At 45.1% G+C, this 24,216-nt stretch carries 21 protein-coding genes; 16 read left to right on the top strand and 5 right to left on the bottom strand.

The window, feature by feature from the left end; all coding sequences use genetic code 11:
- The first annotated feature begins 18 nt into the window (after positions 1 to 18).
- The 8 genes from hisIE to AC1DP6_RS15485 all read left to right on the top strand — a co-directional run bounded on the left by hisIE (position 19) and on the right by AC1DP6_RS15485 (position 7,821).
- Entirely contained in the window at positions 19 to 615 is a 597-nt protein-coding gene (hisIE, locus tag AC1DP6_RS15450; protein ID WP_477021658.1) for a bifunctional phosphoribosyl-AMP cyclohydrolase/phosphoribosyl-ATP diphosphatase HisIE, read from the top strand.
- A gap of 235 nt (positions 616 to 850) precedes the next feature.
- On the top strand, positions 851 to 1,936 hold the full coding sequence (locus AC1DP6_RS15455; protein WP_477055624.1) for a redoxin domain-containing protein: 1,086 nt from the start codon (positions 851 to 853) through the stop codon (positions 1,934 to 1,936).
- A gap of 70 nt (positions 1,937 to 2,006) precedes the next feature.
- Positions 2,007 to 3,146: a redoxin domain-containing protein gene (locus AC1DP6_RS15460; RefSeq protein ID WP_477055625.1), complete on the top strand. Its 1,140-nt coding sequence runs from the start codon at positions 2,007 to 2,009 to the stop codon at positions 3,144 to 3,146.
- Between the two features lie 144 nt (positions 3,147 to 3,290).
- Positions 3,291 to 3,650 carry a BlaI/MecI/CopY family transcriptional regulator gene (locus AC1DP6_RS15465; protein ID WP_211971861.1) on the top strand — a complete coding sequence of 120 codons (360 nt, stop codon included), beginning with the start codon at positions 3,291 to 3,293 and terminating at the stop codon, positions 3,648 to 3,650.
- A gap of 13 nt (positions 3,651 to 3,663) precedes the next feature.
- Positions 3,664 to 5,274, top strand: a complete 1,611-nt coding sequence (locus tag AC1DP6_RS15470; protein WP_477055626.1) for a M56 family metallopeptidase — start codon at positions 3,664 to 3,666, stop codon at positions 5,272 to 5,274.
- 167 nt (positions 5,275 to 5,441) lie between these two features.
- Positions 5,442 to 6,743 carry a M56 family metallopeptidase gene (locus AC1DP6_RS15475; protein WP_477055627.1) on the top strand — a complete coding sequence of 434 codons (1,302 nt, stop codon included), beginning with the start codon at positions 5,442 to 5,444 and terminating at the stop codon, positions 6,741 to 6,743.
- Between the two features lie 110 nt (positions 6,744 to 6,853).
- Entirely contained in the window at positions 6,854 to 7,306 is a 453-nt protein-coding gene (locus AC1DP6_RS15480) for a redoxin domain-containing protein (RefSeq protein WP_477055628.1), read from the top strand.
- A gap of 5 nt (positions 7,307 to 7,311) precedes the next feature.
- A complete protein-coding gene (locus AC1DP6_RS15485; protein ID WP_477055629.1) occupies positions 7,312 to 7,821 on the top strand; it encodes a DsbA family protein in 510 nt (169 codons plus the stop codon).
- On the opposite strand, the gene AC1DP6_RS15490 is transcribed toward AC1DP6_RS15485, so the two are convergent.
- Complete coding sequence (locus AC1DP6_RS15490; RefSeq protein WP_477055630.1) at positions 7,804 to 8,853, bottom strand: formylglycine-generating enzyme family protein; 1,050 nt, start codon at positions 8,851 to 8,853, stop codon at positions 7,804 to 7,806. The genes AC1DP6_RS15485 and AC1DP6_RS15490 overlap by 18 nt on opposite strands.
- Positions 8,854 to 9,011: 158 nt before the next feature.
- On the opposite strand from AC1DP6_RS15490, the gene AC1DP6_RS15495 reads away from it, so the two are divergent.
- A complete protein-coding gene (locus AC1DP6_RS15495; protein ID WP_477055631.1) occupies positions 9,012 to 10,376 on the top strand; it encodes a GH1 family beta-glucosidase in 1,365 nt (454 codons plus the stop codon).
- A 94-nt stretch (positions 10,377 to 10,470) separates the two neighbouring features.
- Here AC1DP6_RS15495 and bamG read toward each other — a convergent pair whose 3' ends face one another.
- On the bottom strand, positions 10,471 to 11,700 hold the full coding sequence (gene bamG, locus AC1DP6_RS15500; protein ID WP_477055632.1) for a BamG family beta-barrel-assembly machinery protein: 1,230 nt from the start codon (positions 11,698 to 11,700) through the stop codon (positions 10,471 to 10,473).
- Between the two features lie 9 nt (positions 11,701 to 11,709).
- Positions 11,710 to 13,044 carry a hypothetical protein gene (locus AC1DP6_RS15505; RefSeq protein ID WP_477055633.1) on the bottom strand — a complete coding sequence of 445 codons (1,335 nt, stop codon included), beginning with the start codon at positions 13,042 to 13,044 and terminating at the stop codon, positions 11,710 to 11,712.
- Between the two features lie 247 nt (positions 13,045 to 13,291).
- On the opposite strand from AC1DP6_RS15505, the gene AC1DP6_RS15510 reads away from it, so the two are divergent.
- From AC1DP6_RS15510 to AC1DP6_RS15525, 4 genes are all read left to right on the top strand, one after another.
- Complete coding sequence (locus tag AC1DP6_RS15510) at positions 13,292 to 14,290, top strand: Kelch repeat-containing protein (RefSeq protein ID WP_477055634.1); 999 nt, start codon at positions 13,292 to 13,294, stop codon at positions 14,288 to 14,290.
- The gene (locus AC1DP6_RS15515) at positions 14,283 to 14,633 is read left to right on the top strand and encodes a DUF4907 domain-containing protein (RefSeq protein ID WP_477055635.1); all 351 of its coding nucleotides are present in this window, start codon (positions 14,283 to 14,285) and stop codon (positions 14,631 to 14,633) included. The genes AC1DP6_RS15510 and AC1DP6_RS15515 overlap by 8 nt, the downstream gene beginning before the upstream one ends.
- A 356-nt stretch (positions 14,634 to 14,989) precedes the next feature.
- Entirely contained in the window at positions 14,990 to 16,108 is a 1,119-nt protein-coding gene (locus AC1DP6_RS15520; RefSeq protein ID WP_477055636.1) for a sensor histidine kinase, read from the top strand.
- Positions 16,105 to 16,836 (top strand): LytR/AlgR family response regulator transcription factor, encoded by a 732-nt coding sequence (locus AC1DP6_RS15525; protein ID WP_441572404.1) that lies wholly within the window; start codon positions 16,105 to 16,107, stop codon positions 16,834 to 16,836. The genes AC1DP6_RS15520 and AC1DP6_RS15525 overlap by 4 nt, the downstream gene beginning before the upstream one ends.
- Positions 16,837 to 17,373: 537 nt before the next feature.
- Here the strand turns inward: AC1DP6_RS15525 and AC1DP6_RS15530 are convergent.
- The gene (locus AC1DP6_RS15530) at positions 17,374 to 18,117 is read right to left on the bottom strand and encodes a hypothetical protein (RefSeq protein WP_477055637.1); all 744 of its coding nucleotides are present in this window, start codon (positions 18,115 to 18,117) and stop codon (positions 17,374 to 17,376) included.
- A 322-nt stretch (positions 18,118 to 18,439) separates the two neighbouring features.
- Here AC1DP6_RS15530 and AC1DP6_RS15535 point away from each other — a divergent pair, with 322 nt between their 5' ends.
- Positions 18,440 to 19,567 (top strand): cysteine desulfurase family protein, encoded by a 1,128-nt coding sequence (locus AC1DP6_RS15535; protein WP_477055638.1) that lies wholly within the window; start codon positions 18,440 to 18,442, stop codon positions 19,565 to 19,567.
- A gap of 151 nt (positions 19,568 to 19,718) precedes the next feature.
- On the opposite strand, the gene glmM is transcribed toward AC1DP6_RS15535, so the two are convergent.
- Positions 19,719 to 21,101, bottom strand: coding sequence for a phosphoglucosamine mutase (gene glmM / locus AC1DP6_RS15540; RefSeq protein ID WP_477055639.1), 1,383 nt, complete (start codon positions 21,099 to 21,101; stop codon positions 19,719 to 19,721).
- A gap of 241 nt (positions 21,102 to 21,342) precedes the next feature.
- Between glmM and AC1DP6_RS15545 the strand changes: the two genes are divergently transcribed.
- Together AC1DP6_RS15545 and AC1DP6_RS15550 are read left to right on the top strand one after the other, a co-directional pair.
- The gene (locus tag AC1DP6_RS15545; protein WP_477055640.1) at positions 21,343 to 23,361 is read left to right on the top strand and encodes an LTA synthase family protein; all 2,019 of its coding nucleotides are present in this window, start codon (positions 21,343 to 21,345) and stop codon (positions 23,359 to 23,361) included.
- Positions 23,362 to 23,472: 111 nt separating this feature from the next.
- Positions 23,473 to 24,216: a class I SAM-dependent methyltransferase gene (locus AC1DP6_RS15550; RefSeq protein ID WP_477055641.1), complete on the top strand. Its 744-nt coding sequence runs from the start codon at positions 23,473 to 23,475 to the stop codon at positions 24,214 to 24,216.

Genomic DNA, 24,216 nt, shown 5'->3' on the forward strand with positions numbered 1-24,216 from the left:
TACCTGAAATAAGTTAACATGCAGATAGATTTTCAAAAGTCGTCCGATGGCCTGGTTCCGGCTATTATACAGGATGCCGTGACTTGCAAAGTACTGATGCTGGGCTATATGAACCGCGAAGCACTGGAAAAAACCATGGCGGAAAGTAAGGTGACTTTTTTCAGCCGCTCCAAGAACCGTTTGTGGACAAAAGGAGAGGAAAGCGGTAATTTCCTGATTGTAAAAGACCTGAAGGTAGACTGCGACCAGGATACTATTCTCGTTAAAGCCAGTCCTGTAGGTCCGGTATGTCATACCGGCGCTGATACCTGCTGGGATGAGCAAAATATAAGCAACGATTTCCTGGCTACACTGGAAGGAATTATCGCCGACAGAAAAAACAATCCTACAGATAAATCCTATACTGCCAGCCTTTTTGCGCGTGGCATTAATAAGATTGCACAAAAAGTAGGAGAGGAAGCGGTAGAAGTGGTCATCGAAGCCAAAGACAATAATGATGAATTATTTTTAAATGAATCTGCAGATCTCCTTTTCCATTACCTGATTCTTCTTCAGGCGAAAGGGTTCCAGTTGTCAGATGTTATATCGGTGTTAAAACAACGGCATAATAAATAGTTGGCTCCGCCAACTGTTAAAATTTTTGTGCATGAAATGGGTGATTGTCGGGATTTTATTTCTATTTGTTACAGCATGAATAGTAATTCATAAGCCTGTAAAATAGCATAGATAAATTCCCGGCAATCATCATCATCCTGGTCTGAAAATTTTAACAATGGGCGAAGCCTGCCACTCTCTCAGTATAAAATCTCTTCGTATATTACACCCCTCTAACTAATTAAAATAATTCGTAATGAAACAGATTTTCCTGTTAGCCGCTGTAGTGCTGTTTTCCGCAGGAGTGTACGCCCAACAGGTGTCGGGCATTGTGAAGGGAGGCAACGGCAAAACCATATACCTTTTTGATGACCAGGATAATAATCCGGACGATTCAGTAGTGATAAAAAATGAAGAGTTCAGCTTCCGCGTGAAAGGTGGCAAAGAACCATCCGTGTATGCTTTGATTATGAGAGAGGTGAACTACCCGATGCTGTTTGTAACAGGGGGCAGTGAACCGGTTCATTTTACTACTTCCCTGGCTACCTATCCGATTGCCGCCGCCTTGAAAGGCAATGCCAACACGCAGGCGATGCAGCAGTATCAGAAAGCGTTTGAGCCATTGATTAAAAGAGCAGAGGAACTCAATACCACCGCTAAAGAAATTAATCCTGAAGATGAGCCGGGCAAAAATGCTTTCCGCAAAAAGGCGGATGAATTCAGCAAGGATGTGGTAAAAACAGGTAAGGACTTTATCAAAGCACATCCCACCAGCATTGCCAGTATCTGGTTGCTGATGAATGAATTACGCTCAAGGCTGGAGCCGGAAGAATTCCAGGAACTGTTCAGTTCCCTTGATAAGTCTATACAAAACGGACAATACGGAGAAAGTGTAACCGCCTATATAAAAAGTCTGAAGGCTAACGGCGTAAATGTTACTGCAGATGACTTTTCCCAGGCAGACACGAAAGGCCAGCCGGTGAAGCTTTCCTCTTTCAGGGGTAAGTATGTGTTGGTAGACTTTTGGGCCAGCTGGTGTGGACCCTGCCGTCAGGAAAATCCCAACGTAGTAAAAGCGTTTAACAAATACAAGGATAAGAACTTTACCATCCTGGGTGTTTCCCTGGACGATAACCGCGACCGCTGGTTACGTGCCATCAACCAGGACGGACTCCATTGGACGCAGGTATCTGACCTCCGTGGATGGGGCAACGAAGTAGCCGTACAATACGGTATTCAGTCTATTCCTTCCAATTTCCTGGTAAGTCCGGACGGCAAGATCATTGCCCGCAACCTGCGTGGAGAAGAGCTGGAAGCGAAACTGCAGGAACTGCTGAAATAGCCGCTTATCAAAATCAGGTTGACATTGATCAGCCGATTTTACAAATTTGTTATTCGTAAAACAAAAACCAATGAAAAAAACGATTGTAGGTATTGCCCTTTTAGTGCCGGCAGTAATATTTGCCCAGGATAAGAAAGGTTCGTCTGCAGGCAAGCCTTATACTATACAGGGAACTGTTTCTCAGCAACAGAACCCGGCTACTGTTTACCTGAGAATGCGTAAGGGTGGCGAGAATTTCGTAGATAGCGCACAAATCAAAGACGGTAAATTCGCTTTTAACGGTTCCCTGGAAGAACCAGGTCTGGCCAGCCTGATGCTGGTACAGAAAGGAAGTGAAAAGCCGGTATCCATGGGCCGCGATATGCTGGCAGTATTCCTGGATATAGGTGCGATCACCATCAATACCACTGATTCCATCAGCAAAGCCACTGTAACGGGTTCTAAAGCCAATGATGATTACAAAAAGCTCAATGAACTGCTGAAAGATGTAAACGAGAAAGGTGCTGCACTGCAGAAACAATACCGTGAGCTGGCTAAGAACAAAGACGAAGAGGGTATCAAGAAGCTGGAAGCACAGTACGATGCACTGGACGCAGAAGAGAAGAAAATAGAAAATGATTTTCTCTCTAAAAATACCAATTCTCCTATCTCCATGTTCTTACTGAACCAGGTAGCAGGATATGATCTGAACCCCGCAGAAATTTCTCCGCTGTTCAAGAAATTAAGTAAAGAAGCGAAGAATTCTCCTTCCGGTAAAGAATTCTCCAAGCGCCTGGAATCTGCCCGTAAAACAGCAGTAGGCCAACCAGCGATCGAATTTGCACAGGCAGATGCAGCAGGCAAAGATATCAGCCTCTCTTCTTTCCGTGGTAAATATGTACTGGTTGATTTCTGGGCAAGCTGGTGCGGTCCCTGCCGCGCTGAAAACCCTAACGTGGTAAAAGCTTATGATCAATTCAAATCCAAAGGCTTCGAAATCCTTGGCGTTTCCCTGGATGATAAGAAAGATAAATGGCTGGCAGCAGTTGAAGCTGATAAGCTCACCTGGACACATGTTTCTGACCTGAAAGGCTGGAAAAATGCAGCAGCAGACCTCTATGGTGTACGCGCCATTCCACAGAACGTGCTGATTGATCCTAAAGGTAAAATAGTAGCTAAGAACCTGCGTGGTGACGAACTCGTTGCCAAACTGGGAGAAATACTGAAATAATTAATGACGTTCACAGAACGTGATGAAAGGGGATGTATCAATTACGATACATCCCTTTTTTTGTCTTCTTTAAAATAAATTTGCTCGATCTACGATAAGTTCGTAGATTTACGAAAGGATCGTAATTAACTATAAAATGATATCATGGAAAAACTGACCCAGCAAGAAGAAACAGCCATGCTGGCTATCTGGAAAGTAGGGAAAGGTTTTGTGAAAGACTTCCTGGAGGCACATCCGGCGCCGGTACCACCATATACTACGCTGGCTTCCACCATTAAAAACCTGGAGAAAAAAGGTTTCCTGGAAAGCCGTAAAATGGGTAACGTATATGAGTATACGCCTTCCATTGAAGAAGCCGCCTATAAGCAAAAGTTCATGAACGGATTTGTAAAAGATTATTTCGAAAACTCATATAAAGAACTGGTATCCTTCTTTGCTAAAGAAAAGAAGATCAGTCCGGATGAGTTAAAAGAAATTATCAACATGATAGAAAAAGGCAAATAATAAACTGTTGGCTATGGTACCTGCTATTTTGATATATCTGCTGAAGGCGAACGTCGCACTGACCATGTTTTTTCTCGCTTACCGTTTTGGTTTGCGCCGACTCACCTTTTATACGCTGAACAGGTTGTTCCTGTTGACCGGTATAGCATTCTCTTCGCTGTTTCCTTTTATATCCATAGATACATTTGTGAATAAGCACCAGGTGATTGCAGGTACCGTATTAACCTATGTGCCGGATCTTACTGCATGGCAAACGCCTGCACCGGTGTTTACCGTATGGACCGCACTGGTATATATCTTCTGGATAGGGGTATCGGTAATGGCTATACGTTTTTGTATGCAGCTTTTTTCTTTATGGCAAATTCACCGGAAATCGCAACGGGGAACCATCGATGATATTTCGGTGCAACTGTTACAGCAGCCGGTGAATCCTTTTTCTTTTTTCCGTCACATCTATATTAATCCCTCCCTGCATCAGCCGGAGGAACTGCCGGCTATCCTGCACCACGAAAAGGTGCACGTAAAGCAATGGCATACCGCCGATGCTTTGCTGGGAGAGGTCAACAATATTTTTTACTGGTTCAATCCCGGCGCATGGCTCATGAAAACGGCCATCCGCGAAAACCTGGAGTTCATAACAGACAGGTACCTGCTGCGGCGGGGCGTGGATAAAACCAGCTATCAGTACAATCTTATTAAAGTTAGTGGGATCCCATATGCGACGGCCATCGCAAACAATTTCAATTTCTCACATCTTAAAAAAAGGATCATCATGATGAACAGCAAAAAGTCATCACGCTATCAGATAGTAAGGTACCTGGTACTGGGCTTGCTGGTAGGAGGAACGGTACTGTCACTGAATTATACTAAAGTACCTGCTGCACTTCACCTACGTAGTATTACGGACACGATACCGCCGGTGTCTGGATATGCAAAAACGCCACCATCATCCGGAAAAAACGTGAAGCCAAAGACGCCGCAAAAGGCAGGTGTAGTGAAGTTCCCGCCACCGGTAATAGTATCGGGTTATAAAACACCCGGGCCGCAAAACGCACCTGTAGTGAAGTTTCCGCCACCGGTAATAGTAGCAGGCCATAAAACGCCTGGGCCGCAAACAGTCACCGTTGTAACGACTGGCGGTGTGAAGATGGAGCCTGTTTACGTGGTAAACGGTAAACAGATGAGTAAAGCGGAACTGGATGCCATAAAGCCCAGCGATATTGCCACCATCAATGTGGTGAAAGATCCCACACCTGAAATGAAGGAGAATCTGACAAAGGAGTATGGCCAAAAAGCCAGTAACGGAATCGTTTTTGTTCAATTGAAACAACCTTCCAACGCAACAGGCATTACCATCAGAAGTGGAAAGGCAAATTCTACAGTACCGGACGATGTACTGGTAGTAGTAGATGGCGTAGCCCGTCCTAAAGGTAAATCCATCAATGATATTCCACCTAATGATATTGAATCTATTACTGTGCTCAAAAACGAAGGCGCCACGGCACTTTATGGCGATGCCGGGAAGAATGGGGTGATCCTGGTAACCACTAAAGCTGGCCACGGCGCAAAAGACACGAATAAAGTTGAAATCCGTATCGATACTGATTCAACGAAAACGAAATAATATATTTATATCCAATTAAAGCCACGGTTCAACACCGTGGCTTTTTTGTGGTACCTCACCAGCGTCATCCGTCTTCTTTTATTCCCACTAAATTTTCAATATCTCCGCAAAATAAATTTGTTTATCTACGATTATTTCGTAGATTTACGAACAAATCGTAGTCTGCTATGGTCCCAGCTATTTTGATATACCTGCTAAAGGCGAATATTGCACTAACGATGTTTTTTCTCGCTTACTATTTTGGTTTGCGCAGGTTAACTTTCTATACGCTGAACAGGGCATTCCTGTTGCTGGGCATCCTATTCTCTTCCTTGTTTCCCTTTATCCCTATAGACTGGTTTGTGAATAAACATGAAGTCATTGCTGCCTATGTACCCAATTTTACGGCATGGCAGGTGCCTGCCGCACCGTTCACCATATGGTCTGCTTTGGTATATATTTTCTGGGTAGGCGTATCGGTCATGGTTATACGTTTTTGCATACAACTTTTTTCCCTGTGGAAAATTCACCGGAAATCGCAGCAGGGTAAGATCGATGATATTCCCGTACAACTGCTACAACAACCGGTGAATCCTTTTTCATTCTTCCATCACATCTATATAAATCCCTCCCTGCATCAACCGGAAGAGTTGCCGGCCATCCTGTACCACGAAAAGGTACACGTGCGGCAATGGCATACTGCTGATACTTTGCTGGGAGAGGTCAACAATATTTTTTACTGGTTTAATCCCGGCGCATGGCTCATGAAAACGGCCATCCGCGAAAATCTGGAGTTCATAACAGACAGGTACCTGCTACAGCAGGGCATGGATAAAACCAGCTATCAATACAACCTTATTAAAGTTAGTGGGATCCCTTATGCGACGGCCATCGCAAACAATTTCAATTTCTCACATCTTAAAAAAAGGATCACCATGATGAACAGCAAGAAATCATCCCGTTACCAGGTAGTACGTTACCTGGTGCTGGGCCTGCTGGTAGGTGGAACAGTATTGTCTCTGAATTATACCAGGGCAACAGCTGTTATCCCGTTCCCCATTGTTAAAGATACAGTACCGCCACCACCGCCACCTCCACCGCCACCTCCGCCACCGCCACCTGGTGTGCCGAAGCCACCACCGCCGCCACCGAAATCTGGCAACAAAAAAGTGATTCCACCACCACCGCTACCTGCTGGTACCACCCATGCCAGCAATCTTCCTGACCATATCACCATTAGCGGCAGATCTATTCCTGATGATGTGCTGGTATTGGTAGATGGTAAAAAATCCTCCAGGGCGGAAGTGAGTAACATGCCGCCGAAGGATATAGCAGCTATTAATGTTTTAAGGGGAGGAAATGCGGTGATCTTCAAAGGAGAGCCGGTGAATAAAAACGTGATTATGATCACCACCAAAGCTGGTAGTACAGCTACTGTTGAGGGTACCAGGGAATATACCATGGAATCAGATACCGTCATCATCAAATAATTCACGCCATCAAATAAACAAAAAGCCACGGTCCGCCACCGTGGCATTTTTGTTTATGCACAACTTTATCGGCCGCCTGCTGTTTATATAGGTGATCAATTTACCTGCATATGTTACAAAAAGGCGAAACTGCTCCTGACTTTACATTAAGCTCCACTCCCGAAAAAACGGTTACTTTAAAGGAACTGCGCGGGAGAAATGTGATCCTGGCTTTTTATCCGGCCGACTGGAGCCCGGTATGCAGCGACCAGATGGCGCTGTACAATGAAATGCTCAAGTACTTCGAAAAGTATAATGCTGTGATGCTCGGGATTTCCGTAGATGGCGCCTGGTGCCATCATGCTTTTGCCAAAGCCAGGCAACTGCACTTTGATCTGCTGGCCGATTTTGAACCTAAAGGGGCCGTATCACGTTTGTATGGTGTATATGAAAATGGGGTGAGTCAGCGTGCGCTCTTTGTAATAGATGCCAACGGCATTATCCAATGGAGCTATTTATCGCCTATTGGTCAGAATCCAGGTGCCGATGGTATCCTGCAAGCATTGGAAAACATTAAAAACTAACGGTAATGCCTACCCTGATTCCTCCGGTGAATGCACTGGACCATATCCTCGGTGTGCAAAATGCCACCATAGAACTGGTAGAATACGGCGATTTTCAGTGCCCTTACTGCCGGGAAGCTTTCTTTGTAGTAAAACAATTGCAGGAACGCTTTGCGAACCGGCTACGCTTTGTTTTTCGCAATTTCCCGCTCTCAGAAACTCATGAATATGCCATGGATGCTGCATTAGCGGCGGAAGCTGCTGCTAACCAAAACAGGTTCTGGGAAATGCACGATGCGATTTATGCCCGCCAGCCTGAACTAAATGAAGCGTTCTTATTAAGACTGGCGGCCGATTTTGAAATAGACCTGCGGAAATTTGCGGATGATATGGACTCGCCCAAATTATTAAGCAGGGTAGAAGCCGACTTCGAAAGTGGTGTTCGCAGCGGCGTAAATGGTACCCCTACTTTTTATCTGAACGGGAAACGTTATAACGGCGACTATAGGGTGCTGTCCTCATTTCTGGAGGACTGAACGTGCACAACGGAAGCCCAGATTGGATAACCCGGATTCAGGCGTGCTTTTCATGCGCGCTGATACCCGGTAACCCCGGCAATATTCATCACTACACATATAGGAACCACCCCTGATCACTCTCTTGGCCTGACCCGGATCATCCGGGTCAAAGCCTGCTGCCGGCCCCGAAGGGTTGTGCACGCCCTTTTCTCCCTGCACATAATAATTGGCATCGTACCAGTCCTCACACCATTCCCATACGTTGCCGGACATGTCGTACAACTGGTAACCATTAGGACTATACGATTTTACCGGTGCGGTACCGTAGTAGCCATCGGTTTTGGTATTCTTATAAGGAAAATTGCCATTCCACGTATTGGCTTTGGGTTTGCCGCTGGTCAGCGCTTCATCACCCCAGGGATACAACTTCCCGGAGAGGGCGCCACGGGAAGCATATTCCCACTCTGCTTCTGTAGGGAGCCTTTTTCCGGCCCATTTGGCATAAGCCTGTGCATCCAGCCAGGAAACCTGCGTAACGGGCTGATTGCCCCTGTTATCAATGTTGCTGCCAGGACCTTCCGGATGCTTCCAGCTGGTTCCTGGTACAAATGTCCACCATTGGGAAATATCATTGAATGGAACGGCATGATCCGGGGGGGTAAATACCAGTGCACCCGGTGCCATCATCCCTGCCAGTGCACTACTGTCCGGCTCCGGACTGCCTGGCGGCATGCTGGCCATTAACTCTTCTTTACTGATAGGTTTTTCGGCGGTGGTAATATAACCGGTAGCTGCTACAAAGTTGGCAAACTCCTGGTTGGTTACTTCATGTTCATCCATCCAGAAACTGGCCACGTCTACGGAGTGCTTGGGATATTCATCTGCCATGCCGGTAGCGTCATCAGCCCCCATGAGGAAGTTGCCGGCAGGTATGAGTACCATCTTATTCAGTGTGTCTTTTTTTTCGGTGTTGGCAGCTCCCTGCTTGCCAGGGCTTCCTGCACAACTGCTCAGCAGAGCAAGTCCAAGCACCAGGTTTATCTTCAACATGTTATTAACCGTATGTTTAGTCGTTTTTCAAAAATAATATTTAAAAAATGCTTTTCTGCGATTCGGCTTAACAATTATATAATTACTTTTCCCCGAAAACTGTCGTAAACTGCATGCTGTTACGGGGTCGCTAGCCCCCGGTTTTATTGGTATCGCGTATGCAAAAAACTGCTGTACCCTTTACACGCAAGGATTTCGGGGAAGACTTTCTTTGGGGTGTCACAATTTCCGCTTTTCAGAATGAAGGTGCCTTCGATACAGATGGCAAAGGCCCTTCTATTTGGGATACTTTCTCCGGCCGCAAAGGCAAAATCAAAGATAAAAGTCATGCACAGGTAGCCACCGATTTCTATAATCGCTATACCCAGGATATACTGCTGGCAAGGCTGCTGGGCTTCTCGGTGTTTCGTTTTTCCATTTCCTGGTCACGTATTATACCTAAAGGCACCGGCGCGGTTAATCCTGCCGGAATCGACTATTACCACCGGGTAATAGATGCCTGCCTGGAACTGGGCCTGGAACCCTATATCACCCTGTATCATTGGGATTTACCCCAGGCGCTGGAACATAAAGGGGGCTGGAGCCATCGGGGAGTAGTTTTTGCTTTTGAAGAATTTGTAAGAATATGTGCCCGTGAATATGGCAATAAGGTAAAGAACTGGATCGTGTTAAATGAACCATTTGGTTTCACTGCCCTGGGCTATATGCTGGGCGTACATGCTCCCGGTAAGTTCGGGTTGTCCTGGTTTTTGCCGGCAGTACACCATGCGGTGCTGGCACAGGCAGAAGCCGGACGCGTTATCCGCGATGAAGTAGCAGGTGCTAATATCGGCACCGCCTTGTCCTGCTCACAAATTATTCCCTATTCAAATAGTGAGGCTGATCTGCTGGCGGCACGCCGTGCAGATGCCCTGTTTAATCGCTTGTTCCTGGAACCCTCACTGGGCATGGGCTATCCGGTGGAAGATTTTCCATTGCTTAAAAAAATAGGGCGCCGTTACGCCCTGTGGCGCGACTGGGACCGGCTGGCATTTGATTTTGATTTTATTGGGGTACAGAATTATTTCCCACTCGTGGTGAAATACAATTCTTTTATGCCCGTCGTAAAAATTTCTGAGGTAAAAGCGAAGTCCAGGAATGTGCCTCTCACCGGGTTAGGCTGGGAGATTAACGGTAACGGACTATACGAAGTATTAAAACAATTTGCGGCTTACAAAGGCATTAAAAAGCTGATTGTAACAGAAGGAGGAGCAGCCTTTCCGGATACTCCCGCAGCAGATGGCCGCGTGGAAGATGTGGCCCGTATTCAGTATTTCCAGGAATACCTTGCAGCGGTACTGAAAGCCCGTCAGGAAGGCATCCCCGTGGATGGCTATTTTGCCTGGACCCTCACCGATAACTTTGAGTGGTCAGAAGGGTATCGCGCACGCTTTGGCCTCGTTCACGTAAATTTTGAAACCCAGCAACGTACTATCAAGGACTCCGGCTATTGGTTCCGCCAACTGCTGAATGCAGAAAGCTAAAAGCAGAAAGCAAAAAGCTATTACAGCGAATGAACGATGCGTTTAGATTTAATATTCGCTTTGATCATTCGCTGTAATAGCTTTTTGCTTTTTCCTATTGTGATAACCGCTTAAAGAACCAGATATCTCTCAGGCTGAAGTTAAATACCGCATTCACATACGTTTCTTTTACCAGTGCAGTGCCGGTAGTACCGCGCTGTCCTGCTTCCAGGCCTACATAATATCTTAACTGTCCGTTTTTACTGGGCAACGACACGCCCAGCGTACCGGATATATCTTTTATCTGTGTACTGCTCACCACCAACGGTGACCTGTTATAGCTGAAACCTGCCTGTAATACCGTTCCCTCAATGGTTTGGTTAAAATACTGGCGTTTCAGCGTATATTCTAAACCGGTAGAGAAACGTTCACCATCCTGGTAGCTGTAGGTAGGGCCTTTTTCATTGAGACTGTTCCACAACTGGTGGCGATAATCTGCTACCCAGGTGAAAGTACCATTGGTGAGGGAAATACCAGCGCCATATTCAGCGGGCAACGTAAAATAGGAAGGGTCCTGGTCTTTGTTGTAAAGAGAAGTTCCGTTCTGATCTACGATATTCAGTGTTTCCTGCAGCTTCATCTTGGTTTGGAAGCGATAGGTAGCGCCCAGTCCCAGTTGCCAGTCCTTACTTATTTTGCCAACGTATTGTGCACCTGCAGTAAAGTTGGGTTTGAAACCATATTTATCGCGCTGGGTTTGTAAGGAGTCAGAACCTGTATATTTTGAGGTGTTCAGCGGACCAAAAAGAAATGCGGTAGATACACCCACAGAGAAGTTTTTGCTGAGCTGGAAGCCATTGGAAATATAGGCCCTGTTAAAACCGCCGGTACCGGTGGTTGTTTCAGTGACAGGGGCGCCTGTGCCGGTCATAAACTGCTGGTTCAGCAATTTGTAATCTACCGTACTGAAAGGCGCAATTCCTGCGCTGATGCCCCAGAACTTAGCTGCTTTGAATCCAAGCGCCGCACGTTTAAAGTTAACATCACCGGCGCTTTGTGAAATACCACTGCCACTGTAATTCACCTGTTGCGCTTTCAGCGACACATCAAACATAAAGTTTTGAGTAGGCAGGGCGCTATAGGAAGCCGGATTGAGCTCATTGAGGTAGCCGGAGTGACGGCGGGCAATGCCGGTACTTCCCAGCCCGAAATTGCGGCTGTAATCCCTTGTCTCCAGGTCACCTATGCCATAGGCAGAGTAAATGGAATTAAGGCCATGTTGTGCTTTCGCTGCTGTACTGCACAACAGGAGTATAATAAAACCGCTATATATTTTGATTCGCATGAGTATCCTTTATTTGTACAACAGATAGTATAACTGTATTTTAGCCCGGTTCTGAATATTTTGCTGGTCACCAATCACCAGCCTGTCCAGCGTTGTTCTGCCATCTGTAGCGCTGGGAGTAAGCAACAGGCCTCGCGAATAAAAATCTGATACCGTTTGTTCTTTAATAACATAGTTGGTAATGTCGAAGGTATAGTTGGTGTTTACATTAAACTGATTATCGATAGTGAGCTGACCATAGGTAAGCGTATCTGTTACGTTGTTGTTCTGATCCAGTTCACAAAGCGCTACTCTTGGCGGCAGGCGGTCGTTTACGTAGGTACCCACCACGGGTTTCAGGGTCATGTATACTTTCATGATCTTGAAAAACTGACCCAGGTACACCAGGTTTTTGATGTATGGAATGTCAATGCGTGTAGCTATTCCCGTTATAGGCTGACAAAAGCCCTGGTTACCGGTGCTGGCAGTTGGTAATGTTTTCACCGTTCCATCGAATGGCGCCAGTAAGGTACCGGTACGAGCTGTTTTTACCTGGTTAAACTGCAGATTAGCCGCCTGCATTTTAAAATCAACATACCTGACGGTAGTGATCTGCTCATTGATATGATAGTACAGCCGCATCACGAGACTGGTATCATTCGCTGTAAACCCGTTTACCGTTTTACTGTTAGGGCCTCCTCTTACATTCAACCCTTTAAAGAAAGCCAGCCAGGTGGGACTGGTGGTGACATCACCACTTTTGTCGCGTATCATGGTAAACAGCTGGTTACCCAGTTGATCGGACATATGTGCGGTGATGATTTTATCAATGCCAGGCCGTATTACCCCTTTGAAATTCCCTATAGGTGTGCTTTCTGTAGAAAAATTACTGCTGTTGTACAGGTAGTAAAAGTTAGTAGCCGTTTGTATGGTAGAAGTTACCCGGTACACCTGTAACTCCTGTTCCTGGGTAGTGTCGCCGGAAACATAGCCGTTCTGATGCATGATCAGCACCATGGAATCATACTTCGAGCCGTTAAGCGGAATGTCTACGGCCGTGGGCTGTGCAATCTGGAAAAAGGACTGGACGGTAGAAGTGCCGAATAGCGGATCTACTCTTTTACCAGCCAGCATTACTTCTGAGCCGGAGGTGGGCATAGAATCCTGCCGTATTGTTTTCATCTGTATAGAAAGCGTATCAGAAAGTACATTGTCTGTATTCTGGTTATTATCTACAATATTATTATAGGTAAACCCTGATTTCTGGCAGGATGAAATGGCAGCCACCAATAAAAGTGCCGGAAGATATCTGCGTATACTTCCATTTACACGCCTGAAAAATAAATGATACATGGTATTGTTCATGGTGCGCAATTTTAGACAGGATCAATACTTTCAGTTGCTTTAATATGCCAATGGCCAAAATTTATCGATGAATAACGAAATATATCCTTTATGCTGCCGGTAGGGCAGGAACAAGCATTTCCCGCCAAAGATTCCAACTGGTAGATGAAATAACGGTATCCGTCATCTAAAACAGCGGGAACAGCTATTTCCTGTTTGCCGGAATGCTTCGGCGGATAATTTTGGCTGCAGTAAAAAGAACATGCTAATGCGATATTTAAAAGGTTATAGTTTATTATTGATGGCTTCCCTGGCAGCCTGTTCGAAGAGTTCAAACACCACCACACTGGTAGGAAACTGGATTAAACGTTCCGAATTTGAAGGTGTTGCCAGAAATGCAGCTGCTTCTTTCGTAATTGATAATAAAGCCTATGTAGGAACCGGGTACGATGGACTTAACAGGTTGACAGACTTCTGGATGTACAATGTAGATCAGAATCAGTGGACGCAAATAACTACCCCTTTCACTGGCCCTGGTCGTAGTAACGCGGTAGGCATGGCTATAAGTGGAAAAGGCTATGTGGGTACAGGTACTGACGGATTAACCAAAATGAATGACTTCTACGAATACGACCCTGTTCAAAACAAGTGGACTACCAAGAAACCTTTCCCCGGTACCGGCCGTTATGGTGCAGTGGCTTTTGGGTTGAAGGATAAAGGTTACATCGCTACGGGTTATGATGGCAACTGGTTAAAGGATAACTGGGAGTACAGTCCGGCTACAGATACCTGGACACAGGCACAGAGTCTTAACAGTGGAAAAAGACAGGATGCTTCTGTTTTTGTGATCGGCAACAAGGCTTATGTAAGTATGGGTACTGCCAATAACAGTGCGGTAACCGATTTCTATTCTTTTGATGGCGATACCAAAACCTGGACTACCCTGAACTCCATTGCCAATGTGAGCGATGATAGTTTTGATGATTCCTACAACTTCGCAGGTAGTGGCGCTGCCTCTTTCGCGATGAAAGGTAAAGGTTATGTTGTTTCCGGTGTGAAAGGCAGTTTATCTGCAGCTACCTGGGAATATACGCCGGAAACTGATCGCTGGGTACAGAAAACCGACTTTGAAGGAGCTGCCCGTCAATATTCTACCGGATTTGCGGTGAAAGATCGTGGTTTCGTGGTACTTGGTGTAAGCAGTACCCTGCAACTCGATGATATGCGTGAATTTGATCCAACTGCAGAGTATAACAAAAATGACTAAGCGTAATATTATTATCGCTGCCGGTATAGCCGTGATAGCGTTGGCTTTTTTTGCCTGGAAATCCGGTCAGAATAAGATAGCTCAAAAGAGTGATTCCGATATGCTGGCCGTGGTGGTGGAACCATTTGAAATAAATGGTGGATGGGGGTATAAAGTAAATGTAGATGGTCATACCTACATTTATCAGGACATGCTTCCAGGTGTAGCCGGACACCGTGTTTTTCGCACCAGGGAAAACGCTCTGCGGGTAGGAAATGTGGTTGCCGACAAGTTAACGCATCACAAAATTCCTGCTATGACACAACAGGAATTGATTAATATGAAGATTACCGAAGCGGAGTAAATTTATTCAGATATTCAACTGCTTTACTATCCGGATATTTAGTTCTGTTACGCATGTACCGGAATAAGTATTCAGATGGTAAAGCAGTCTTATGTCTGTGATTTTAAGTAGATTTTAATTTCTTTATTAAATTTAACAATCCCTTATACTGGATTAACAAATTTTAACACAAGCCTAACCCTATCTGGTGTAAGTTTATCGCATCAAATAAAGTGATGCTAAATTTTAAACGGATACTCAAAAGTCGTCCCTTCCTCATTTCACTGCACGTCCTCGGATGGGCATGCTTTTTATTTTTCCCGTTTTTCATTTATCGGATTCAGATTTTACATACTGGTTTCTTTATTAAAGAGCTGGTGGATAACCTGTTTCTTATTGGCATTTTTTATCTCAACATCTACGTGCTGATTCCCCGGTTTTTTAACGGGAAGAAGATTGCCGTATACCTTTGCAGCATCATTTTACTGATTGTTTTTATCACTGCACAACAGGCCACACTTAACTTTTACTTTTTTAAAACCTATGCGCATCGTCCGATGATGACTTTACGCATGGATAGAAAATTTAACAATTCAGAAGTAACATCGCCGGGCTTTCCACCGTTTCACCGTCGTCGTATGATGATGGAGGCGGAAGAAGGCGCCAGAGCAGAAGCGATTCCTGTTAAGGCAAATGATGAAACGCATGTAGATACATTTGTCCATGCCACGGCGGCGGCATATCCCGGCATCCCTTTAATGGAACCCGATGCACCGACTATCCTGGAGTACCTCTTTTTCCCTGAAGTACTTCGCAGATCTGGTTTTTTTGCGCTGCTGATGTTGTTCATGAGCGGATTTATAAAGATTGCACTCGAGTGGTTTAAAAGTGAAAAACAGCGGGAAGAGCTGAAAGTAGAGAAATTGAATGCGGAATTAAAATTTTTAAAGTCGCAGATTAATCCTCACTTCCTTTTTAACTGTCTAAATACTATTTACTCCCTGGCTCATAAACAGTCGGCACAAACAGAACATGCCATTTTGAAACTGTCAACCATCATGCGGTACATGATTTATGAGTCGAATGAAGCCAGGGTGTTGCTGTCACAGGAGTTAAAATACCTGCACGATTACATAGAAATACAACGATTACGGTTGCCAAAAGATATAGAGATCAACTACCAGCTGAATGGAGAGGCAGATACGTTGCAGATAGAGCCCATGTTGCTGGTCCCTTTTGTGGAAAACGCATTTAAGCACGGCATCAGTTATACAGAAGATTCTTTTATAGATATAGATATAGCTACAACTGAAGATATGATCAGATTAACAGTCAAGAACAGTCACTTTAAAGAACGTGTTGCCGAACGGGGAGGAATAGGCCTGGATAATGTATTGAAACGCCTGGAGCTGCTCTATGAAAACGAGCATGAGATTAATATCAGGGAAACGGAGAACCAATTTATTGTTGATCTTAAAATTGTGTTGAAAAAATGATAAAGTGTATAGCAGTGGATGACGAGCCGCTGGCGCTGGAAATCATGGAAGATTATATCCGCAAGGTTCCGTTCCTGACCCTGGCGGGCAAATTCGAAAACGCGGCCACCGCGTTACGATTTATTCAGGATGAGCCGGTAGACCTGGTATTCCTGGATATCAAAATGCCCGATATCACCGGCATTCAATTCCTTAAATCGCTTAAATACCCTCCCATGGTAGTTTTTACTACTGCTTACGGAGAGTATGCACTGGACGGCTTTAATCTCGATGTGGTAGATTACCTGTTGAAACCCGTACCATTTGAGCGTTTTCTCAAAGCAGCGGCTAAAGCCAGCGAAACATGGTCTGTCAGCCAACAGAAAAATGTAAGCGCCGGTAATACCGCCCTACCCATGGATGCCACCTGGGTAAATGACTACATCTTCATAAAAACAGAGTACAAGATCATCAAGATCAATCTGGAAGACATTCTTTTCATCGAAGCACTGAAAGACTATACGAAAATCTATACACATAATCTGCCCGTTCTTACACTACGCAGCCTTAAATCATTCGAAACACGTTTGCCAGCCGACAAATTCATACGGGTGCACCGTTCTTACCTGGTATCGCTCAATAAAATAAACTGCGTAGAGAAAAATACCGTGATGATCGCCAACCAGTCTATCCCCATCTCCGATGGTTACAGAGACAGGTTTTATGATGTGATTAATAGAAATTCTTAATATATTTTCCGCATCCCGGACAACATAAACCGGTGAGTAGTACGATAATATTTCATTATCGGACCACTCACCGGTTTTTTTGGGGGATAGTGTAAATTTTAAGCATAAAGTTTAGTCAATCTATAAAGGAAGAATGCCACAGATCTAAGGCTACGAGCTGCCCGAAAGCCTGCATCACGGATATTTTAGAAGGATTTTTATCTTCGTTGTCGCTAAATACGCTTTTAAGATATCGTGCATTAAGAACCCCCATCATTATAGTCAACATTACCTCTTCATGATGTAGGCTCCGTCGAGCGTATGCTTAGCACCTGCTTAGTACCTATAGAAGCAGTGCAGTAGAGGTGGACTTGATGCGGGGATGACGTTTGGATGTGTAACCGGGATGAAATTGATTCAGCAAATGGATAGAGGTGAGAAGTGGCCATAGCAGGGCTGCTTCAGTGCTATGCTGTAGCTGCGGAAAGAGATGTACTATTGAAAGAAAGCAGGTATAAAGGGGTTATTGATCAAAATATCTCCGGGGGCAAGATCGCTTTATTCGAGTTGAATGACAGCTGGATATGCGTGTGTATAGGTGAGTTTGGGAAGCAATTTCGTCCGCTTGGGGTAAGTACGTTTATGAGCGTATTTGAGTATCTGTGGCGCTGCCACTGCAATAATATCTGCGGCCATATATTGTCTGCTGCCCGATGGGCCATCCTTGTACATGGCTCTTACCTGGAAAACCACTACCAGTGAGCCCTGCCCGGGTATATCCAGCGAAACATTTGCTTCCTGGAAAGTGGTATCGGGGTCTATCATGAGCGTAACCGTTTCACTAGCCGCCACCTGGCGTGATCTAAAATCAATACGCGTAGCGATCACTTTTACTTCCAGCGCTGCAATACCTTCATACCCGGCGATGGTTTGTGCGGGAATATTTAATATTCCGTTACTCAAAAGCCGGGGAGCCACCGGAAAAAAACGATCTACTCCGGTATGCTGATTGAAGCGGAAGCCTGTGATGGCCTCGTGATGCTCTCTGGCAGCAATGAGTACCCTGTTGAGACGGTTGATGTGGCCGCCATCACAGTGGATATCCAGGTGGCCGTAGAAAGCATGACGGATAAAAGCGCCTTTCCTGCTGGCGATGCCAAAGCGGCGGGATGCGCGGCGGGTAGCAGCCGTTTGCTGCACGCTTTTCGGCATGGAGCGCAGGAAGTAGTTACCATTGCGCTTATACCCAATGAGAGGGCCGAGTTTTCCCGTAAAGGGAATGATGGACATTTGTTTTGCCATGAGAGATTATTTTGATTACTATAAATATAACACAATCCGGGGAACCAGTTTTCGGGGCAAATTGAAGATTATCTATAGGGAGTGTATGGCGTATTGTATAATATTCAAAGATAATTCGATGGGGATTTGATAATGACTAACGCGAGTGTATGGGCATTTAGAGCATATTGAAAAAAGATATTCCCCCCGGTTTCAACTAGATCCGTTATTTCCATTCATAAAATTCCAAAATCAAAAATCCCAAAATTTTCGGAACTTCGCTCTCTTTTTAAGACCACCATACCACCATTAATTATTATTCTTTTATCAAAAACCACCAACATTGGAAAGAATATATTTTGACAATGCAGCCACCACCTCGCTGGATCCAGCGGTTTTAGAAGCGATGCTGCCATTTATGACGGAAAAGTTCGGTAATCCTTCCTCTATTTATTCTTACGGTAGAGAAACAAGGCTGGGAATCGAAAATGCACGTAAATCAGTAGCCAAAACACTGAATGCACACCCGGGAGAGATCTTCTTTACCTCCGGCGGTACAGAAAGCAGCAATACAGCCATTAATGCTGCTGTAAAGGACCTGGGCTGCAAACACATCATTTCTTCGCCTATTGAGCACCATGCTACCCTGCACACAGTAGAATACCTGCACCACCACGATGGTGTGGCCCTTTCTTTTGTGAATGTATTACCTACCGGTCATATCGATATGGACCACCTGCGCGAACTGCTGCAGCAATCCACGGAAAGATGCCTGGTAAGCCTCATGCACGCCAATAACGAAATTGGTAACCTGCTGGATATACATGCGGTGGGTAACCTCTGCAAGGAATTTGACGCCATTTTCCACTCAGACACCGTACAAACAGTAGGTCACTATCCATTTGACCTGCGCAATACCCCCGTACACTTTATTACCGGTGCCGGACACAAGTTCCACGGTCCTAAGGGCGTAGGTATCCTTTATATTAATGAAAATGTAAAAATAACCCCGTTCATCCAGGGCGGTAGCCAGGAACGCAATATGCGCGCCGGTACTGAAAACCTTTATGGTATCATCGGGTTTGCCAAAGCACTGGAGATCGCTACGGTACAACATGAAGAGCACAGCGCCCACATCAACGGCCTGCGTATGTACATGGCAGAACAACTGCAAAAACATATCCCGGAAGTAAGCTTCAATGGCGATTTGTATGGCCGCAGTCTGTATACCGTATTGAACGTGGCTTTCCCTAAGTCAGAAAAGAGTGAAATGATCCTGTTTAACATGGACATCAACGGCATCTGCGCCTCCGGCGGCAGCGCGTGTACATCCGGCGCCAGTGCGGGGTCTCACGTCATTCGCGCCATCAATAGCAATCCTAATCTGATTGCGGTACGCTTCTCCTTCTGTAAAAATAACACCAAAGAAGAAGTAGATAAAGCAGTAGAAAAACTGAAAGAATTGATTTAGCTTTTAGCCTTTAGCTATTAGCTTTTAGAAAAAATGCAAACAGCTTTTAGCCTTTAGCTTTTAGCTTTTAGAAAAAATGCAGCGAAGATGAGCCGTATTATACTTTCATCTTCGCTGCATTTTTTCTAAAGGCTAAAAGCTAATCGCTATCTCAGTGCATAAATTCTTTGATGTCTTGCATGATTCGCTTGGCGATATTATCTGCCGTTGTTTCATTCTGGCTTTCTGCATAAATACGGATAATAGGCTCGGTATTGGACGTACGGAGGTGTACCCAGTCCTTGTCGAACTCTATTTTCAGTCCATCTTCTGTATTTAAAGGCTGGTTTTTATACTTCACCTTAATTTTTTCGAAGATAGTTTTTACATCTACCCCTTTATCCAGCTCTATTTTATTTTTAGAGATGAAATAATCAGGATAGCTGTTACGCAGCGCTTTGATGCTCTTTTTACTGTGTGCCAGGTGGCTCAGGAAAAGACCAATACCAATCAGCGCATCACGGCCATAATGCAGGTCAGGAACAATGATACCACCATTGCCTTCTCCGCCGATTACCGCATTTGTATCTTTCATCTTCTTTACCACATTCACTTCACCCACCGCAGAAGGGGTATATTGCCCGCCATGCTTCAGGGTAACATCTTTCAGCGCCTGTGTGGAAGACATATTGGAAACGGTATTTCCTTTTCTTTTACTTAATATGTAATCTGCTACCGCTACCAGGGTGTATTCTTCCCCGAACATGCTGCCATCTTCGCAAACAAAGCAAAGACGATCCACATCCGGATCTACCGCGATGCCCAGGTCAGCATTGGATTTATTCACCTCATTGGACAGTGCTGTCAGGTTTTCCGCCAGTGGCTCAGGATTGTGACTGAATTTACCATTCACTTCCCCGAACAGTACTTCTACTTCTTCCACACCCAATGCTTTTAACAATGGTGGAACAAATAAAGCACCAGTAGAATTTACCGCGTCTACCACTATTTTGAAGTTACGCGCTTTGATGGCAGGCACATCCACCAATGGATAGTTCACCACCAGGTCTACGTGCTTCTGCAGGTAAGAATCATCTACCGTGTAGGTGCCGAGCTTATTCACATCCGCGAAATTAAAATCCTCACGTTCTGCAATGTCCAGCAGCTGAGTACCGTCATCTCCGGAAATAAATTCGCCTTTACTGTTCAGTAATTTCAGCGCATTCCATTCTTTTGGATTATGGCTGGCAGTAAGAATAATACCGCCCGCAGCATTTTCCATGGTAACTGCCAGCTCAACGGTAGGTGTGGTAGAAAGACCAAGGTCTACTACATCAAAACCCAGCCCGTTCAGGGTAGATACCACGAGGTTTTTCACCATTTCGCCGGAAATACGACCATCACGGCCTATTACCACCTTACGGTTTTCTGTTTCACGGCTCAGCCAGGTGCCGTATGCCGCTGTGAATTTTACCACATCTAATGGAGAAAGTCCCTCGCCGGGCTTACCGCCTATGGTTCCGCGTATGCCGGATATCGATTTGATCAGTGCCACAAGATTCTGTTTTAAAGGAAGGCAAATATAAAAAAATCCATTCCAGAAATCCTAATTATGAATAGAAGATGGAAGAGCAGAAAGGATAAAGCAAAAAGCTATTGTAGCGAAGTTATAAGCGATTATTAGTTAATGTATCCCCTTAGCTCTCTGCTACAGTAGCTTTTTGCTTTATCCTTTCCGCTTTCCGCTTTTTCGATATATTTGCAGCTACGCTTTTAAAAAAACAGCTATACGTTACATGCAATACTCGTGGAAGAATATACCCCGGTATATTCGTTATGTGTTTGTTCAAACGCTTTACCTCTTCCTGCTGATGGTAATGTTCAGGGCTATATTTTACCTGTTCTTCTTCAAAACTACCATTACAGACCACGCAGCCATCGTGAAAGCCTGGAACCTGGGATTACGGTTCGATCTCAGACTCGCCCTCTATTTAATGATTCCCATACTGTTGATAGCACTTATTACACGTAATGCCTTTTTTACGTCTAAGCCTATACGCCGTATCAACTTTATATATTTCTTCCTGATATACCTGCTGCTCACCCTTCTTTATATTCTTGACCTGGGACATTATGATTACCTGGGCCAACGCCTGGACCCTTCTGTATTAAGGTTCCTGGCCAAAGGAGAACGCGCAGACAACGCCCGTATGGTGTGGCAGAGTTACCCGGTAGTAAGAGGAGCACTCGGCATTTTTATATTCATGTTCCTCGTATATCGCCTGCAAAAGGCCACCTGGAAAAGATTTGCCGCACAACCACTCATTTACCTGCGCAACTGGCCCTTTACCGGTTATGTAATTGGAATGGTATTGCTCTTTGCCGCCGGTTGCTATGGGAATATCGCCTATTTTCCACTGCGCTGGAGCCAGGCCATGTTTACCCGCGACAACGGGGTGACCAGCCTGGGACTCAACCCCATCCTGTATTTTGCTTCCAACTTCTCCGTAAAAGGAGATACTTTCAGTCCGGAAGCCACCAGGAAGTATTACCCGGCAATGGCCAGCTACCTGAAAGTAGATAACGCCAATGCAGATAGCCTCAACTACGTACGTACCGTTGCCGGCGATGCCTCCAGGCCTAAACTCAACGTAGTACTGGTGATGCTGGAATCTACCGGCGCCGCCGTAACCAGCATGTACGGCAATCCCATGCAGGCTACGCCCAACATGCAACGACTGGCAGATAGTGGTATTCTCTTTAAAAACTTCTATGTACCCGCCATCAGTACGGCGAAAACCGTGTTTGGCGTACATACCGGCTTACCGGATATCACTTCCGTGAAAACAGCCAGCCGCCACCCTAAAATGCTGGATCAGCGTATTGTGATGGACCAGTTCAAAGGCTACGATAAATTGTACCTGCTGGGAGGAAATACCAACTGGGCCAACATCCGTGCAGTATTTACCAATAATGTGGAAGGGGTACGCATTTACGAGGAAGGTATGTATAAGTCGCCCAAAGCAGATGTGTGGGGCGTTTCCGACTACGACCTGATCACAGAAGCCAGCGGCATCTTTAAAGAAGACAATGATAAAAAGCAACCCTTTGTAGCCTTCCTGCAACTGGCAGATAATCACCCGCCCTATACTACTACCAGCGGCGCGGGCGACTTTAAAAAGCTGGCGGAGAAAGACATCGACATGAATAAGTTCAAAAAGTCGGGCTTTGTATCTATCGATCAGTTTAATGCTTTAAGGTATGAGGACTATAACGTGGGACATCTCATTGATATGGCCCGCAAAGATGGTTACCTGGACAATACCATCTTCGTGTTTTTCGGCGATCATAACTGTGTACTCAATCCATACAGCTTTATGCCGTTACCGGAATATGAACTGTCTACCGGTGGCGTGCATGTAACAGCATTTATGTATAGTCCCAAGCACCTGGCGCCACAACAGATCACTACGCCAGGCAGCTTACTGGATATATATCCTACCATGGCTAAAATGGTAGGTATGCCATATAAAAATTATACATTGGGCGTAGACCTGTTCGACAGCACCCGGGTAGATAATAAATATGTTTTCATGACGTACCTGCGCAACCAGATGCCTTTTTATGCTGCACTGGGTGATCGTTACCTGTATGAAATAAACATGGTAAACGATTCCACCGCATTATACGATCTGAAAGGCGATCCGTTGAAGAATATCCGCTCGCAGCAGCCGGATACAGCAAAAAGCCTCGATAATTTAACACGTGGCTTTTACGAAAGCACCCGATATTTGATGTTTAACAATAAAAAATAGCTGTTAGCTATTAGCTTTTAGCTTTTAGGAAATGCAGCGAATGATTAACATAACACCATCTACGCTGCATTTACTAAAAGCTAAAAGCTAACGGCTAAAAGCTAACAAATTATGGAAGTAGATAAACTTTGGTTTAAGGATTGGTTTAATTCTCCCTATTATCATTTGCTGTATAACAACCGCGATGATCGGGAGGCAGCTGCCTTCATTGATAAATTGCTGGCGTACCTGCAACCGGTTCCTGGTGCAGAAATGCTGGATGTAGCCTGTGGAAGGGGACGACATGCCAAATACCTGGCTGATAAAGGCTATCATGTAACAGGAATTGATCTTTCTATTGAAAGTATTAATGCAGCTAAAAAACTGGAAAACGACCACCTGAGTTTTTTTCAACACGATATGCGCTTACCTTTTTGGGTAAACTACTTCGATGTGGTGTTTAATTTTTTTACCAGCTTCGGTTACTTCGAATCTCAGCGGGATAATGATAATGCGCTGCGTACACTGAAGAATGCACTGAAGCCCGGTGGCAAGCTGGTACTGGACTACCTGAACAGTAATTATGTAGCGGCCCACCTGGTGAATGACGAAGTGAAAGAGAAGGATAACGTAGTATTTGATATCCGCCGGGAACTGAAAGCACATAAATTTATGAAGCAGATCAGTATCCTGGACAAAGAAAAAATGCGCCGCGCTACTTACACCGAAAGCGTGAATGCCTTCACCAGGCAGGATTTTGAGGCCATGTTTGCAAAGCAGGGACTTGAAATATTAGAAATATTCGGCGACTATCACTTTAACAGCTATGATGAGCAGCGTTCGCCACGACTGGTTATCATCGCTACAAAATCATAG

This window comes from Chitinophaga sp. 01L420, assembly GCF_056399985.1.